This is a genomic window from Nitrosomonas limosa (assembly GCF_054188085.1).
Map to the genome: position 1 here is coordinate 1,427,195 of NZ_CM135180.1, position 15,491 is coordinate 1,442,685.

Below are 15,491 nucleotides of genomic sequence, written 5' to 3' on the forward strand. Positions count from 1 at the left end.
TGTGTATGCACACGTCAGTACATGATAGCCAGGAACTACTACTCAGTCCCGGTGAACGCATCGCCGAAGGCATATTAAGTTTACTTGATGAACCGGATGGCAACGATAAACGATGGCGCGCGCCGATATTCCGGCAATTGCCCAAACGATTTGCCGGAATTGTCGCTGATGACTACAAAGAAACGTATATCTTCGATGGCAGGCAGCAAGCTAATCTGGGCCTACTTGAAGCCTACGGGACAATTACTAGAAATAGCATTCCCCTTAATGCCAACGATAGTGACCTAAATGATCTGGCAAAAAACATCGTCAAGGAAATGCAGCAAATCAGCCGAATTTACCAGAATCTGGAATATGCCGTTTCCCGGATGCTGCGCCGGGCGCAAAAGTATGAAGTCGATTTATCACTGTTTGAAGACTCAAATATCACAACCACCGGCATCTATACCCGTCTGACCGATGAAACCTGGTGGCTGCAACGGCTACGCAAGATTCACGCACAAAAACTGGAACAAGACGCCATCCGCATAGGATTGGTGCATCAACGCGCGAGCCGTTATGTCAGCGATGAAACATTATCAAGGCGCAAAGAACAGAAAAAACGTATCCGCCGCGTTCTCGATGCAATAATGGCGACCAATGAACTCGGCCAGTCTTTCACGCTCAGCGAACTGGCAGAATTAGGTCTGGCCAATCCCCGCATCCGGCGCAGTGAATTGATGGTGCGCACCTTCGGTTTTGAATACATTGCCAATGAATTGGGCCATATCGGTGAATTCTATACCATCACTTGCCCATCCCGAATGCATGCCCGGCATTCCGGCAGCGGCGAGCGTAATTCCAGGTACGACGGCACAACACCTAAGCAAGCGCAAAAATATCTGAACAGAGTCTGGGCACGAATCCGCGCCAAACTCAAACGCGACAATTTTCCTGTGTACGGTTTCCGTATTGCCGAGCCGCAACACGACGGCACACCGCATTGGCACTTATTGCTATTCATGTCGTCCGAACAAACTGAGAAAGTCAGAGAAATCATGCAGCACTATGCGCTGGAAACAGATGGCGATGAACCCGGCGCACAGCAACACCGATTCAAAGGAATCCCCATCGATAAAAGCAAAGGCTCAGCAGTAGGTTACATCGCCAAATACATTTCAAAAAACATCGATGGTCATGGCTTAGAAAAAGACATCGACGGCAGCCCGATACAGGAAGCGGCTGAACGAGTGGAAGCCTGGGCATCGACTTGGGGAATCCGGCAATTCCAGCAGATTGGCGGCGCACCGGTCAGCATTTGGCGGGAACTTAGAAGAATCGACGATGCGCCCGAAGGTATTCTGGAACAGGCAAGACAAGCAGCCGATCAGGGTCACTGGTGGCAATTCATTCAATTAATGGGTGGCACCACTGCCAACCGGAAAGACAATCCGATCAAACTGATGAAAATCGACTCGAAAGAACGGGGCAAATATGGCGACCCAATAGGCAAGAAAATCTGCGGCGTTGAAAGCGATACCATTCAGCTACCGACGCGCTTGCATCAATGGCAGTTTCAGAAAATTACAGTCGATACAGAACCAACTGAACGGCAAAGCGCAAAGCGCCTGAGCGGGAGCGACAACGGCAGCGGCCGCGAGGCCGCATTTGCGGCGCAGCCGCCTTGGAGTTCTGTTAATAACTGTACGCAAAATAATAATCTCATCGGTTAGTAATCATATCCAGTTTAATTAACTAATTGATTACAATATATAATTAGAAAATAAAATAATTGAAAGATGAAGAACTGCTTTCATATTTTATGGAGTTTTTTTAGAAGAAATTATTTGCTTATATTAGGCCTGTATTAAATTGAGCTATGATTATTTCTGGTGTATGACAAGGGAGAAGGAAGCGGTGTAACCTGTTGTAGAGGATCTCGGCAGATCAATCAACAAAACGAGGAAAACACCGCATGACAGATAGTAATGTTTTTAATCTGAATAAACCAGAACAAAATGATCCGTTACAGGAAGTGCTGCGAGAAGGCGCGCGTAAGATGCTGGCCACCGCTATTGAAGCGGAAGTGGCTGTTTTTCTCAAGCAACATGGCGGTTTAAAAACTGACGAAGGAAAATCGGTAGTAGTCAGAAATGGTTATCTACCGGAGCGCTCGATTCAAACCGGTCTTGGTGATATTGGGATCAAAGTGCCGAAAGTACGCGATCGCAGCGGTTCCGGCATCAAATTTAACAGCAATCTGATTCCTCCCTACTTGAAACGAACGCGCAGTATTGAGGAATTTTTGCCCTGGTTGTATCTGAGAGGTGTTTCAACAGGAGATTTCACAGAGACGTTAAAGCACCTGCTGGGAGCAGATGCGCCCGGATTGTCGTCTGCAACGATTGGCCGTTTAAAGCAGAACTGGGAACAGGATTATCAAAACTGGATTCGCCGTGATCTGACTGGCAAACGGTATGTTTACGTCTGGGCTGATGGTATCTACAGTACGGTGAGAATGGATGACCGGTTATGTTTTCTGGTGATTATCGGCTCTGATGAAACGGGACGTAAAGAATTGCTGGCGTTGTCTGACGGTTATCGTGAGTCTGAAGCAAGCTGGACTGAAGTATTGATGGACTTGAAACAACGTGGCCTCAAAGACGCTCCCAGATTGGCTGTCGGTGACGGCGCATTGGGATTCTGGAAAGCTGTAGCTCAATGCTGGCCGGATACCGGTCAACAGCGCTGCTGGGTGCATAAAACCGTAAATGTAATGGAAAAGCTGCCCAAAGCCATGCAACCCAAGGTCAAGGAAGCATTGCATAACATCTGGCAGGCGGAAACACGGGAAAAGGCTTATAAAGCGTTTGATCACTGTGTTGAACGGTTCAGTCCGAAATATCCAAAAGCGATGGAATGCCTGGCAAAGGATAAAGATTCCATGCTGGCCTTCTATGATTATCCTGCAGAAAACTGGCAGCACATTAGAACAACCAATCCAGTCGAATCAGTTTTTGCAACTGTCCGACTGAGAACAGCCAGAACCAAAAACTGTGGAAGTCGGACAACAACCTTGACGATGGCGTTTAAACTGATGGAAACGGCGCAGAAGAAATGGTTCCGGCTGAGAGGTTATAAATTGTTAGCGGACGTTGTGCAGGGCATCAAGTTCGTTAACGGCGTTAAACAAAAAGGAGATCAAAAACAGCAAGCCGCTTGATTCTCCATACACCAGATTTGACTATAGCTCTATTCTAATTGACTATCCGTCTAATGAAATCAGGATGAGTGCCGAATTTAAAAAATATTTATTCCTGGTTGCCGCATGACTATATCTTCAACTTTCAATAAATTCCTAAAAGGATTGATCAAGAATGAATCAACAAATCCAGTAAACCTGATCCCTCAGCGATTTTTACAAATCTTTAAAGATCATGGTGTTTCTTCTTCTCGTATTCCTCGATTACTACCGCAAATTAAACTCAGTGACCTAAAATCTGAGGATGCTTTATTGCAAGTACTCAATCACGAAGTTTTTGAACAAATCGCCCAATTATTCGGTATCCGCAGACAATGGCTGGAAGGCGTTGATGATCAAATATATGAATTGCATAGTTGCTATAAACACCCGGAGATCTTTTTTAAGGAATTTTCCGCTTTTTGTCATCGTAAAGACAATAGCTTATATCTCCCAGTCCGTGCATTCACTTCTTGCAAGAATCTTGATTACACCGACTCGGCATGTCAGCCTATAGCACTTGTTCTTGTTGATCAGATCACAACGTTAGACGATCAAGATATTTTTCGTTATTGCGTTTTTAACGATCAATGGAGCTGGAGTTATGCATCAACAAGAATTCAAGTGAAAGCAATGGTTCGATTAGTTTCACTTGTCACCAATGAGCCAATACCGCTTCATGTCATAGAGCCGGATCAAATTGAAGCATTGTATGAAAGCACTATTTTCCCAGGTTATCTGATTGGCGGGCATTATACGACCAATCCGACCCTCGACGATTACACCACCACCGGTTATCACAACTCCAAGGAGATCGACGAATTTCCTGAAGTACTGAAATACATTGAAGAGTATAGGCTTCGGGACTTGATCACCAATGAACAATGGAAAGATATCCAGTCTTACAAACATTCAGAAAATTTCCCGGCTCAATTGGATAAGCCTCAAAAAGCCCGACAGCTAGGTAAGCGCGAAAGAAATAATCAAGAGCTTTGGAAGTTAGTTCGAGAAGCAGCCCGTGTTATGTGGGCGGAAGAAGGTGATAAGTTAACCATATCTGAAGCTGTTAGGCGTATTAAGAAACTTGAGCATTTAAAAGCTTCCAAGCTTCAAAACAATACAATTCACAAACATATTGCCGATCTGGCAACTAATCATAAATCTGGACGCAGGCCTGGAAATTCACCTAAATTATCATCCTAATTATATTTAATATACTGAATATCTATAGAAAATAATTAGGACGAATTATTTATTATCCTAATTAACACTATAGAATTTTTTTATTCTTTGCTGTGCAAGATTATGCGTGTTCCTTAAATTTATACAGGAGCACAACATGTCACAAAAAACTGGTAGAGCAATTAAAGCCGCCGAGCCAACGCAGAAGACGACGAGCTTCAGCGAGGAGGAGAGATGCGAGGGCGAGGTGGAAAAAGATTTGACGGATGCATCGCATCAGGCTGATTCAGCTCCACAGGGTACGCCATCTTGTAACACAGTACCCTCAAACGACAATCCTAAACATTTCAAACCTCTGCTTTATGGAATTGATAGTCTTTATCTTTCCTACTATGGGCAACTCTCGGAAGATTGGGACAGCAAATTATCTAAATTAAAAGAAAAAGCACAATCTGAAGATGAGAAAGTGCAAGCCTTGGCACAAGTCGCTATCGGTTCTCACCTGTTTGAAGTCAGTTATAGAGGCTTTCCGCGGTTTCCCTATGTCCTGTCGGATAATTGCTTCTTCATCAAACTGAATCGCAGCCAATCCAGCAAGCTGCCGATGGCGCATGTTCAGGTTTACAGCGAATATCTGGCGGCGGTCGGCGCTGAAGCAGCCGAAAAAGATTTGCGCTTTGTCGTCAATACGCTGGGATTGGTGCCCGATGCTCCAGGCGTCAGCCGTGCCGATTTGTTTCTGGATTTTGTCTGCATCGATAATCTTTCTGAAATTCATCATTCCGACTGGATCACGAGAGCAAACCTAATGGCAAAATACTTCGATTGCCGCTTAGATGATCCATTTACCGGCTGGGTTATCGGTATAGGCGGCGATTTACATGCTCGCTTATATGAAAAAGTGATTGAGATTAAAACCAAGTCTCATAAAACCTGGTTGTTTTCTTTATGGGAAAGCAACGGCTGGCAAGCTGACGAAAAGGTCTGGCGTATTGAATTCCAGGCTGAAAAGCAATTACTGAAGCAACTCGGAATTATCGGTCTATCTGAGTTACAGTGTAACCAAGCCGCGCTATGGCATTATTTCACGCATGATTGGCTTCGCCTTTCTACTCCGAGTTTGACAGACAGTAAGCGCAATCGCTGGCCAAATCATCCATTATGGGACGATATTTCCAATATCTACACATTGCCTTCCGATCAACCGCGTTTGAAACGTTTCTCTATTGGCAGATTGCCGCATGATGAACGAATCTTCGTGCATGGCCTGGGCGGTCTTACTTCCTTCATGGCTAGGGAAGGTATTGAGGATTTTAGTGAAGGTGTCGGTGAATATCTGCATCATGCTACACAATACCATGCCAGAAAGAATGAAAACCTTCAGCGTTATATTCAGCGCAAGGTGAAAGTCAAAGGCAGGAAATATAACACCATCAACAATTGCGAAAACCTTGCAGAAACTATTCAGGGAAGAAAGCAAAGGGCAAAAGCCTATCAAAGTGCGAAAGATGGCGAATGAAAACATTCAATCTTGAAGAAGCCGCCCTATTCCTTAAACTGCATCCCGAAGAACTGCGCCGCCGTGCCAAAGCGGGGATTATTCCCGGCGCCAAGGTGGGGAAATGTTGGGTATTTATCGAAGATGATCTTGTTGCCTGCTTACGCTCGTTATATGCTATTCCCCGGCAAGCGTTGCAAGTGGGACATGAGGAGAAGCAATTATGTCACTCTTTAAACGTGGTAAGACGTGGTGGATTAGTTTCACCACACCAAGCGGCGAGCGAGTTAGATGCTCTGCTGCAACTGAAGATAAAACCCAAGCACAGGAATTCCACGACAAGCTGAGAGCTGAATCTTGGCGAGTTGGGAAACTGGGAGACAAGCCAAAACGTACTTGGGATGAAGCAGCCTATAAATGGCTGATGGAGACTGAGCACAAAGCTTCACATAAGCAGGATATGAAGCAAGTCGCATGGATTCAGCAGTTCTTTAGAGGCCGATTGCTTTCCGAGTTAACTCGGGAAGTGATTGCTGAAGTGGGTGAAGTGAAGCGCAAAGAAACTTCACCTTCAACGGCTAATCGTTATTTGGCAACAATCCGGGCAATTTTGCGTCGTGCTGCCCTTGATTGGGAGTGGATCGAGAAAGCACCGTTTATTCGACTGTATAAAGAACCTAAACGGCGTATTCGTTGGATTGAGCCAGAGCAAGTTAAAATGCTTCTCGATGAATTACCTGAGCATTTAGTTGATTTGGTCAAATTCTCGCTTTGTACGGGGCTACGAAAAAGAAATGTAACCGATCTGGAATGGTCGCAAGTTGACCTGCAAAGAAACGTTGCATGGATTCACGCTGATCAAGCCAAAGGAAGAAAAAGTATTCATGTCTCGTTAAATGCTACTGCAATGGAAATATTGCGAAAACAAATTGGTAAACATCCGGTGAGAATCTTCACTTATCGAGGAAAGCCAATTAACCAAGTTAATACCAAAGCTTGGCGTAGAGCATTAAAACGAGCTGGTATCGAAAACTTCCGCTGGCATGATCTGCGACATACCTGGGCGAGTTGGTTAACTCAGAAAGGTGTCCCTTTAAATGTGATTCAGGAGATGGGTGCTTGGGAATCAACTGAGATGGTAAAGCGTTATGCTCATTTAGCTCCCGAGCAATTCAGAAAACATGCAATGGTTGTAGATGAGCTCCTGAATAACACAATTTTGACACAAGTGGAAAGTCAGGAGTCTAGATAAGTTACTTAAGTTATTGTTTTTATGGTGCCGACACCAAGAATCGAACTCGGGACCTTCTGATTACAAATCAGCTGCTCTACCATCTGAGCTATGCCGGCATTATGACAAGAATAATCTAATCGATTTACTTGATTATTCTAAGTTTGGGTTTACTTGCTTTTCTTTCTAGAAAATTTTGAGTACTGTGCTCGAAATTTTCATTATCAAAGTTGTCTATCGCTTCAATATTCTCAACATTATCAGAAGTGAAAGTGATACCTTGATTAACTTCCTTAGCAAATATCCCTTTAATCGCATCCAAAGGGATACTAAGTTTCTTAGCAATGCCGTTAAATCGAGCCGTAAAACTTAAACCATCATGGTTGATAGTCAGTTCATGTACAGCAATCGCACTGATATTGAATATTATTTCATTATTTCTGATATATTCTTTAGGAATATCCAGCTCATCAAAAACTGTGACGGAAATATATGGAGTAAAGCCGTTATCACTGCACCAATCATAAATAGAACGAATTAAATAAGGTTTGGTAGATTGATTCATCATTTCCGCATTACTTTTTCGGATGCCGACAACGCATCAATGAATAAAGGACGACTAAACAATCTTTCGGAATATTTCAATAGAGGCGCTGCCTGCTTGGGAAGCTTAATTCCAAAATATTCTAAACGCCATAGCAATGGAGCAATAGCAACGTCCAGCATCGAGAACTCGTCGCCAAGCATGAATTTTTGCTTCTCAAAAACAGGAGATATCATCGTTAGATTTTCAGCAATCACTGTACGAGCCTTATCTATTGCTTTTTGATCGTTTCCCTCGAAAGCATCAATATGACAGAATAGCTCCTGCTCGAAACGAAATAGAAGCAATCTGGCACGAGCACGCATCACTGGATCCGCCGGCATCAACTGTGGGTGCGGAAAGCGATCATCGATATATTCATTAATAATATTCGATTCATACAAAACTAGATCGCGTTCCACTAGCACAGGAGCTTTGCCATAAGGACTCATGACAGCCAAGTCTTCTGATTTATTATTGGGGTCAACATCAATCACTTGAAAATCCATATCTTTCTCGTGTAGAACAATTCTACATCGATGACTGTAGGGACATGTGATTGTTGAATATAACGTCATCATAACTTCAATCTCTGACTAAATCACCTGCACATTCAGCAAGCTCGAAGCCTTAATGAATATCTCTCCAATATTCTTTTTTCAAGACATATGACAAAGCAAACATAATCAATAAAAAGATCATTACCTTAATGCCCAGATCTATCCGAGCATTCGCGTGAGGTTCCCCCAAATAAACCAGATAGTTTACCAAGTCACCGACTAATTTATCAAAATCGGCTTTGGCCATTTGGCCTGGTTTATCGAGCATTAAGCTTTTTTCATCCCCTTTCACAACCAGTCGCTGTTCACCTTGGAATTGATACAGAACATGGGGCATTGCCACACGATCAAAGACTAGATTGTTCCACCCAGTGCTTGTAGCATCATCTCTATAGAATGCTCGCAAATAGGTATATAACCAATCCGCTCCTCGCGCACGAGCAATAACCGACAAATCTGGTGGAACAACGCCAAACCAATCTTGACCTTCTTTTTTACGCATTGCGGATAACATTAGATCACCAACCTTCTGCCCAGTGAACACCAGTTTATCCAGGATCTCTTCATTCGATAACCCGATATCGCGGTGACGGTTATAACGCATATAACTTGCACCATGACATGTTAAGCAATAATTTACAAAGGTCTCCGCGCCACGTTGCAACGAAGCATTGTCTGTAATATCAACCGGGGCTCTATCTAAAGGAACATCTGATTCAGCAGCAATAGCATTACCAAATGGAGCCATGCATAAAATTAATAAAGCGATCATTAAGTTCTTCATTTTTTTACTCTTGTAGTCTTTTGGGCTCAGGTTTTGTTTTATCTATCTTGCTATACCAAGGCATCAAGATAAAGAAAGCAAAATATATCACGGTAAATATTTGCGCTAACAACGTATACAACGGTGTGGGCGATTTTGTTCCAAGCCAACCCAATACAAAGAAGCTAATAACAAACCAAGTTAAAGCTATTTTGAAAAGTGGTCCTTTATATCGAATCGACTTAACCGGGCTTCGATCCAACCATGGCAAGAAACAGAAGATAACCACTGAACCCGCCATTAATATAACCCCCCACAATTTAGCATCGATTCCCAGGAAGTTGACAGTTACAGCTCTCAGCATTGAATAATAGGGAGTAAAGTACCAGACAGGTGCAATGTGATCCGGTGTCTGCAGTGTATTCGCAGGAATAAAATTGTTATATTCCAAGAAATACCCACCCATTTCAGGAGCGAAGAAAATAATTCCACAGAATACAAACAAGAAAACCACAACCCCAACAATATCTTTCACAGTGTAATAGGGATGAAATGGTATGCCATCGACAGGAATGCCTGTTGAAGGATTTTTATTTTCTTTTATTTCGATCCCGTCTGGATTATTTGATCCAGTCTCGTGCAATGCCAGGATGTGCACAAATACCAATACCAGCAAAACCAGAGGCAATGTCACAACGTGATAAGCAAAAAACCGATTCAGTGCTGCATCAGAAAGCGTGAAATCACCCAAAAGCCATTGCTGGAGCGTATCACCAATGGCCGGTATCGCACCAAACATACTAACAATTACTTGCGCTCCCCAATATGACATTTGTCCCCATGGCAGAATGTAGCCAGTAAAAGCTAAACTCATGAGAACGAAAAATATACACATGCCTACCAGCCACAGCAGTTCCCGCGGTTTCCGGTACGAACCGTACATCATCCCCCGGAACATATGCAGATAAACAACTACAAAAAACATGGAAGCACCTGTTGAATGCATATATCTGATTAGCCAACCGTATTCCACATCGCGCATGATATATTCAACCGATGCAAACGCCTGGCTAGCATCAGGTTTATAATTCATCGTCAGGAAAATACCGGTCAACAATTGGTTCACCAAAACCAATAGGGCCAAGGAACCAAAAAAGTACCAGAAATTAAAATTTTTCGGTGCGTAGTATTCGGAAAGATGAGCTTTCCAATTCGATGTTAATGGAAAACGCTTATCAATCCACTCAATCATGGAATTAAACATATTACTCATTTACGCAGATCCCTCACTCTCAGATCCAATTAAAAGACGACTATCACTCAGATAAGCATGTGGCGGCACAACCATATTCGTCGGAGCCGGTACACTTTTATACACGCGACCTGCCAAGTCAAATTTAGAACCATGGCAAGGACAGAAAAAACCACCTAACCAATCAGGACCCAAATCTGCAGGTGCGACATCTTTTCTGAATACAGGCGAACAACCCAGATGTGTACATATACCTTCGGTAACCAATATTTCAGGTTTGATAGAGCGCGTGCGATTTCTGGCATATTCAGGTTGCTGATTCTTTTCTGAATTCGGATCAGCTAATTGATCCTCCAATTTTGCAAGTGTCTCAAGCATTTCTGGTGTGCGATTTAATACCCACACGACCCTGCCACGCCATTCAACCATCATCAGCATACCCGGCTCAAGCTTGGAAATATCAACTTCTACCGGTGCTCCCGCTGCTTTTGCTCTCTCGCTGGGCATCATACTTAATAAAAAAGGCGTTGCAATTGCAGCGCCTGCTATACCACCCGCTACTGAAGTCGCAGCGACTAAAAACTTTCTCCTGCCGCTCATCTTATCATCGATGCTGAAACTATCTGCCATCATATTCAATCATTCCGTCAATAATTATCTCGAATAACTATATAAAAACAATGGGTAAAATTTAGAATCCCAACTGTTTTTTCTAACTTCCCTAACGCGCCAACCACAAAAGCGCGCAGTATACCACAATCGTTTCAAGGATAATAAGATTCTTCTTCCTCTCAAAATCCCCAAAACGCACTATATTTGAAAACGATTACTTAATCTTTCCATGACATTGTTTATATTTCTTACCCGAACCACATGGACATGGTTGATTGCGACCAATCTTTTCATTGGAACGTACAAATGGTTGAACTTTATCATTTTGGATTTTCTCATTGCCGGTATCTTCTTCAAAAGCTCCCGATGTATCATGGTGAAGTTCGATTCTCTCGGGAGATCGCAACGTTTCTGTCGCGGCATCAACCTGCTGTTCATTTTTAATTTGAACAGTCAGAAGTACCTTTGTAACCTCATTCTTGACTTCTTCAAGCATATTGGTAAAAAGCTCGAAAGCCTCACGTTTGTACTCTTGCTTCGGATTTTTTTGCGCGTAACCGCGTAAGTGAATACCCTGGCGTAAATGATCCAATGCCGCCAAATGTTCTCGCCAATGCGAATCAAGAATTTGCAGCATTACCACTCGCTCATAATGATGCATAATTTCCGCACCGACGAGCTGCATCTTGTTTTTATAATTTTCTTCAGCAGTATTAAGAATGCGCTCTAGCAAATTCTCTTCATGCAATTCAGGTTCTTTTTCAAGCCACTGCTGAATTGGAAAATGTAATTGATAATCTGCCGCAAGCACTTTCTCTAATCCCGCCACATCCCATTGTTCTTCAACGCTTTGCGGCGGAATGTGGGTGTAAAATTGATCACTTAGCACACTTTCTCGAATTGCTGTGATGGTCTCCGAGATATCATGACTGGCTTCAAGCAACTCATTTCGCTGCTGATAGATGACATTACGTTGGTCGTTGGCTACATCATCGTACTCCAGCAACTGTTTCCGCATATCGAAATTTCTTGCTTCAACTTTGCGTTGCGCGTTCTCAATTGCACGCGTGACCCATGGATGCTCGATGGCTTCTCCTTCCGGCATCTTCAATCGATTCATAATATTAGCGACGCGATCAGAGGCAAAAATACGCAACAACGGGTCTTCCAATGAGAGAAAAAAACGACTCGAACCAGGATCTCCTTGCCTACCAGAACGCCCGCGCAACTGATTATCTACACGCCGAGACTCATGACGCTCCGTTCCCACAATATGCAAACCGCCTTTACTGAGAACTTCTTGGTGCGTAACTTTCCATTGTTCGTAGATTTCATGTATGCGCTTTTCTTTATCTGCTTCGCTTAACTTGTCATCATGACGTATCCGCTCAATTTCTGGCTCGGGATTACCCCCCAGTACGATGTCAGTGCCTCGACCTGCCATATTGGTTGCGATCGTAACCATTTTGGGACGCCCTGCCTGTGTCACAATCAGCGCCTCGCTGGCGTGTTGTTTTGCGTTCAAAACTTGATGAGGCAATTTTTCCCGGTCGAGTAATTTTGATAACAATTCATTATTCTCAATGGAAGTTGTACCCACCAAAACCGGCTGGCCGCGCTCATAACAATCCTTGATCTCATGTATGATGGCCTCATTTTTTTCTTTCGTGGTGCGATAAACTAAGTCCATACGATCTTCGCGGATCATCGGTTTATGCGTTGGAATGATAATCGTCTCCAAGCCATAGATCTGCTGGAATTCAGCGGCTTCCGTATCTGCGGTACCCGTCATACCGGATAATTTGTGATACATGCGGAAATAGTTTTGAAAGGTTATCGAAGCCAGCGTCTGATTTTCTTTCTGAATAGCAACGCCTTCCTTCGCTTCAACGGCCTGATGCAATCCATCAGACCAGCGCCTACCGGCCATTAAGCGCCCGGTAAACTCATCGACGATAATGACTTCACCGTCCTGGATAACATAATGTTGATCCTTAAAGTACAAATTATGCGCACGCAAACCTGCATTTAAATGATGAATCAGATTAATGTTTGCAGGATCATAAAGACTGGTGCCCGATGCAAGCAAACCGGCCGATGCCAGCAATTTCTCGGCATGTTCAAACCCGGCTTCACTCATAGTCACTTGATGGGATTTCTCATCGACGCTATAGTCGCCGGGACTATCTTCGGCTTCTTGTTTCACCAGCTTTGGAACCAACGCATTGATGCGCACGTAAATTTCAGTATCACCTTCGGCCTGCCCTGAAATAATCAATGGCGTGCGAGCTTCGTCAATCAGGATTGAATCCACTTCGTCGACGATTGCAAAGTTCAGCACCCGTTGCACACGCTCATTGGCGTGCGTTACCATATTGTCGCGCAGATAATCAAAACCGTATTCGTTATTGGTACCGTAAGTAATGTCAGCCGCATAGGCCGCTTGCTTTTCGCCATGCGGCATCTGGGCATAAATAACGCCAACGCTCATCCCCAATGCCTGATAAATTTTACCCATCCATCCGGCATCACGCTTGGCCAAATAGTCATTGACTGTGACAACATGCACGCCATGGCCCGACAAGGCATTCAAATAGGCGGGTAACGTCGCCATCAACGTTTTGCCTTCGCCGGTTCGCATCTCGGCAATCTTACCTGCGTGCAGCACCATACCCCCGATAAGCTGAACGTCAAAATGGCGCATCTGCAAAACCCGTTTACCGGTTTCACGCACTACGGCAAAGGCTTCTGGCAATAGCGCATCCAACGATTCACCATCTTGAATGCGTTGCTTGAATTCGTCTGTCTTGGCACGCAAGTCAGCATCCGATAAAGCCGCCATCGCCGGTTCCATCTCATTAATGGTGCGCACGATCTCAGTATATTGTTTGATCATTCGATCATTGCGGCTACCAAAAATTTTCTTGAGTAAATTGCCTAGCATAAGTCTTAAAGGATTAGGTGTAATTAAATAATTTATTAAAAAAACAAAGGGTGAGTTAAATGCTCACCCCAAATCTATCGTACATTCTTTAAATTCAATTCAGCTCGGTTTTTTTAAAAATTTAGATGGATTTTGCGGTTTATCTTTATGCCGAATCTCAAAATGTAAATGCGCTCCCGTTGAACGTCCAGTATTGCCAACTTCACCGATTTTCTGGCCTTGCAATACGACTTCCCCAAGTGCTACTTCCAACTTTGAAGCATGTGCATACCGACTTACGAGATCATCGCCGTGATCAATTTCGATCATATTACCATATTCAGGATGGCGATCCGAATAGATCACCACGCCACCAGCCGCAGCTTTTATCGGCGTTCCTATTTCCGCAACAAAGTCGACACCTTCATGAAATGCTTTCTTGCCGGTAAATGGATCAATCCGGTAACCGAATCCTGAAGAATACCAGTCGGTGTCAACGGGCATTTCAGAAGGCAATACAAACTTGTTGACCCTGCCGTAGCGCAGTAAAGAATCCAATGCACCGAGCTTGTCTGCTCTTTCATCCAACAGGTTCGATAGTTCCTGGAGTTTCTGATTAAATTCTACAAAAGTTAGATCTTCCGATAAAACATCGTTACGCACACCGCCTTGTCCCGGAATTTCTCTAAATAATAAATCATGCGTTTTAATTCCGGTTGATTCTGCCATACGTTCGCCTAGTGCATCCAAACGTAACAACTGCGCTTGCATCTGACCCAACTTACTGGCCATGATGTTTAAATTGTCCTGTAGATGCATTTGAATTTTTTGATGCCTTTGCTCTTGAGGATTTACCAAAATTGCTCTTAACAATGGCGATTCGATACGATCAGCATAACGCAAAGAAAAAAAATTGATCACTAACGCCAATGCTATGATAATGAATGAAAATAGAGCGACTGATAAAATGATATTCGATTTGGTTAATGTCAGCTTGCGCGCTCGTTCGGAATTATTTGCTATCAAAATAATGTTCATACTTCTTTTCATTGGGTATTTTTTAAATAACCATGACCCCTCTTAAAGTTGATTCTTATCTTAATTTACTTGGCAAATCACCAGAATATGCGGGCTTGCTATCAGCAGCCCGTCAATTATTTAAGGACCAGTCAACCTTCCACAAACTAATCCCGCGTCAGTTGGCGCAATACTGCCAACTTAGTCGGATTACCAATGGTAAATTAACCATATTGGCGGAAAATGGTGCCATTGCAGCAAAACTTAAGCAGTTATCCCCATCGCTGCTTCGAAAACTGCAACAGTGTGGGTGGGAAGTTACTTCATTTCAAATATTGGTGCAAGCACAAAACTCGATTGCAAACACAAAATATATTGAAAAACATACAGATATAAAAAAACCAAAGCTAAGTCAAAGCGGCAAGGAATGCTTCAATCAACTTGCCGCAACTTTGCCAGACTCTGAATTAAAAGAAGCCATTTATTCATTGCTAAAAAACCAAGAGAGATCTTAAACAATCCATCCAAACGCTATCTGTAGTTACACTGAATGAGATCTTCCATAGCTAACTGATTTATGCTTTTTTACGGCCACAAGTATCGCGATGATCGTCGGTGTCAATCCAACTCAGTGAACACCCATTTCCTGA

Annotated in this window: 14 protein-coding genes and 1 tRNA gene; 7 read left to right on the forward strand and 8 right to left on the reverse strand. The window is 43.4% G+C overall.

What is annotated here, in order from left to right:
- The first annotated feature begins 5 nt into the window (after window positions 1-5).
- The 6 genes from ACV7NC_RS06475 (at window position 6) to ACV7NC_RS06500 (ending at window position 7,152) form a co-directional block, all read left to right on the forward strand.
- A complete protein-coding gene (locus tag ACV7NC_RS06475) occupies window positions 6-1,712 on the forward strand; it encodes a replication endonuclease (protein WP_458154700.1) in 1,707 nt (568 codons plus the stop codon).
- Window positions 1,713-1,954: 242 nt separating this feature from the next.
- On the forward strand, window positions 1,955-3,202 hold the full coding sequence (locus tag ACV7NC_RS06480) for an IS256 family transposase (protein WP_458153863.1): 1,248 nt from the start codon (window positions 1,955-1,957) through the stop codon (window positions 3,200-3,202).
- Window positions 3,203-3,307: 105 nt separating this feature from the next.
- A complete protein-coding gene (locus ACV7NC_RS06485; protein WP_458154701.1) occupies window positions 3,308-4,423 on the forward strand; it encodes a hypothetical protein in 1,116 nt (371 codons plus the stop codon).
- A 136-nt stretch (window positions 4,424-4,559) separates the two neighbouring features.
- Window positions 4,560-5,921: a hypothetical protein gene (locus ACV7NC_RS06490; RefSeq protein ID WP_458154702.1), complete on the forward strand. Its 1,362-nt coding sequence runs from the start codon at window positions 4,560-4,562 to the stop codon at window positions 5,919-5,921.
- Window positions 5,918-6,247 carry a helix-turn-helix domain-containing protein gene (locus ACV7NC_RS06495; protein WP_458154703.1) on the forward strand — a complete coding sequence of 110 codons (330 nt, stop codon included), beginning with the start codon at window positions 5,918-5,920 and terminating at the stop codon, window positions 6,245-6,247. The genes ACV7NC_RS06490 and ACV7NC_RS06495 overlap by 4 nt, the downstream gene beginning before the upstream one ends.
- A complete protein-coding gene (locus tag ACV7NC_RS06500; protein ID WP_458154850.1) occupies window positions 6,157-7,152 on the forward strand; it encodes a tyrosine-type recombinase/integrase in 996 nt (331 codons plus the stop codon). Before ACV7NC_RS06495 ends, ACV7NC_RS06500 begins: the two co-directional genes overlap by 91 nt.
- A gap of 22 nt (window positions 7,153-7,174) precedes the next feature.
- Here ACV7NC_RS06500 and ACV7NC_RS06505 read toward each other — a convergent pair.
- The 8 genes from ACV7NC_RS06505 to ACV7NC_RS06540 form a co-directional block, all read right to left on the reverse strand.
- A tRNA-Thr gene (locus ACV7NC_RS06505) sits at window positions 7,175-7,250 on the reverse strand.
- A 26-nt stretch (window positions 7,251-7,276) separates the two neighbouring features.
- Entirely contained in the window at window positions 7,277-7,699 is a 423-nt protein-coding gene (locus tag ACV7NC_RS06510) for a ClpXP protease specificity-enhancing factor (protein ID WP_458154704.1), read from the reverse strand.
- A complete protein-coding gene (locus ACV7NC_RS06515; RefSeq protein WP_458154706.1) occupies window positions 7,696-8,295 on the reverse strand; it encodes a glutathione S-transferase N-terminal domain-containing protein in 600 nt (199 codons plus the stop codon). The genes ACV7NC_RS06510 and ACV7NC_RS06515 overlap by 4 nt, the downstream gene beginning before the upstream one ends.
- 49 nt (window positions 8,296-8,344) lie before the next feature.
- The gene (locus tag ACV7NC_RS06520; protein WP_458154707.1) at window positions 8,345-9,058 is read right to left on the reverse strand and encodes a cytochrome c1; all 714 of its coding nucleotides are present in this window, start codon (window positions 9,056-9,058) and stop codon (window positions 8,345-8,347) included.
- Between the two features lie 4 nt (window positions 9,059-9,062).
- A complete protein-coding gene (locus ACV7NC_RS06525) occupies window positions 9,063-10,310 on the reverse strand; it encodes a cytochrome b (protein ID WP_458154708.1) in 1,248 nt (415 codons plus the stop codon).
- Window positions 10,311-10,922 carry a ubiquinol-cytochrome c reductase iron-sulfur subunit gene (gene petA, locus ACV7NC_RS06530; protein WP_458154709.1) on the reverse strand — a complete coding sequence of 204 codons (612 nt, stop codon included), beginning with the start codon at window positions 10,920-10,922 and terminating at the stop codon, window positions 10,311-10,313.
- 193 nt (window positions 10,923-11,115) lie between these two features.
- Complete coding sequence (gene secA, locus ACV7NC_RS06535; RefSeq protein WP_458154710.1) at window positions 11,116-13,845, reverse strand: preprotein translocase subunit SecA; 2,730 nt, start codon at window positions 13,843-13,845, stop codon at window positions 11,116-11,118.
- A gap of 99 nt (window positions 13,846-13,944) precedes the next feature.
- Window positions 13,945-14,745 (reverse strand): M23 family metallopeptidase, encoded by an 801-nt coding sequence (locus tag ACV7NC_RS06540; RefSeq protein WP_458154711.1) that lies wholly within the window; start codon window positions 14,743-14,745, stop codon window positions 13,945-13,947.
- Window positions 14,746-14,894: 149 nt separating this feature from the next.
- On the opposite strand from ACV7NC_RS06540, the gene ACV7NC_RS06545 reads away from it, so the two are divergent.
- Window positions 14,895-15,356: a DciA family protein gene (locus tag ACV7NC_RS06545; protein WP_458154712.1), complete on the forward strand. Its 462-nt coding sequence runs from the start codon at window positions 14,895-14,897 to the stop codon at window positions 15,354-15,356.
- Window positions 15,357-15,491 lie beyond the last annotated feature (135 nt).

Coding starts and splice junctions, on each gene's coding strand:
- ACV7NC_RS06475 (WP_458154700.1), top strand. CDS start 6: ATGCACACGTCAGTACATGATAGCCAGGAACTACTACTCAGTCCCGGT.
- ACV7NC_RS06480 (WP_458153863.1), top strand. CDS start 1,955: ATGACAGATAGTAATGTTTTTAATCTGAATAAACCAGAACAAAATGAT.
- ACV7NC_RS06485 (WP_458154701.1), top strand. CDS start 3,308: ATGACTATATCTTCAACTTTCAATAAATTCCTAAAAGGATTGATCAAG.
- ACV7NC_RS06490 (WP_458154702.1), top strand. CDS start 4,560: ATGTCACAAAAAACTGGTAGAGCAATTAAAGCCGCCGAGCCAACGCAG.
- ACV7NC_RS06495 (WP_458154703.1), top strand. CDS start 5,918: ATGAAAACATTCAATCTTGAAGAAGCCGCCCTATTCCTTAAACTGCAT.
- ACV7NC_RS06510 (WP_458154704.1), bottom strand. CDS start 7,699: ATGATGAATCAATCTACCAAACCTTATTTAATTCGTTCTATTTATGAT.
- ACV7NC_RS06515 (WP_458154706.1), bottom strand. CDS start 8,295: ATGATGACGTTATATTCAACAATCACATGTCCCTACAGTCATCGATGT.
- ACV7NC_RS06520 (WP_458154707.1), bottom strand. CDS start 9,058: ATGAAGAACTTAATGATCGCTTTATTAATTTTATGCATGGCTCCATTT.
- ACV7NC_RS06525 (WP_458154708.1), bottom strand. CDS start 10,310: ATGAGTAATATGTTTAATTCCATGATTGAGTGGATTGATAAGCGTTTT.
- petA (WP_458154709.1), bottom strand. CDS start 10,922: ATGATGGCAGATAGTTTCAGCATCGATGATAAGATGAGCGGCAGGAGA.
- secA (WP_458154710.1), bottom strand. CDS start 13,845: ATGCTAGGCAATTTACTCAAGAAAATTTTTGGTAGCCGCAATGATCGA.
- ACV7NC_RS06545 (WP_458154712.1), top strand. CDS start 14,895: ATGACCCCTCTTAAAGTTGATTCTTATCTTAATTTACTTGGCAAATCA.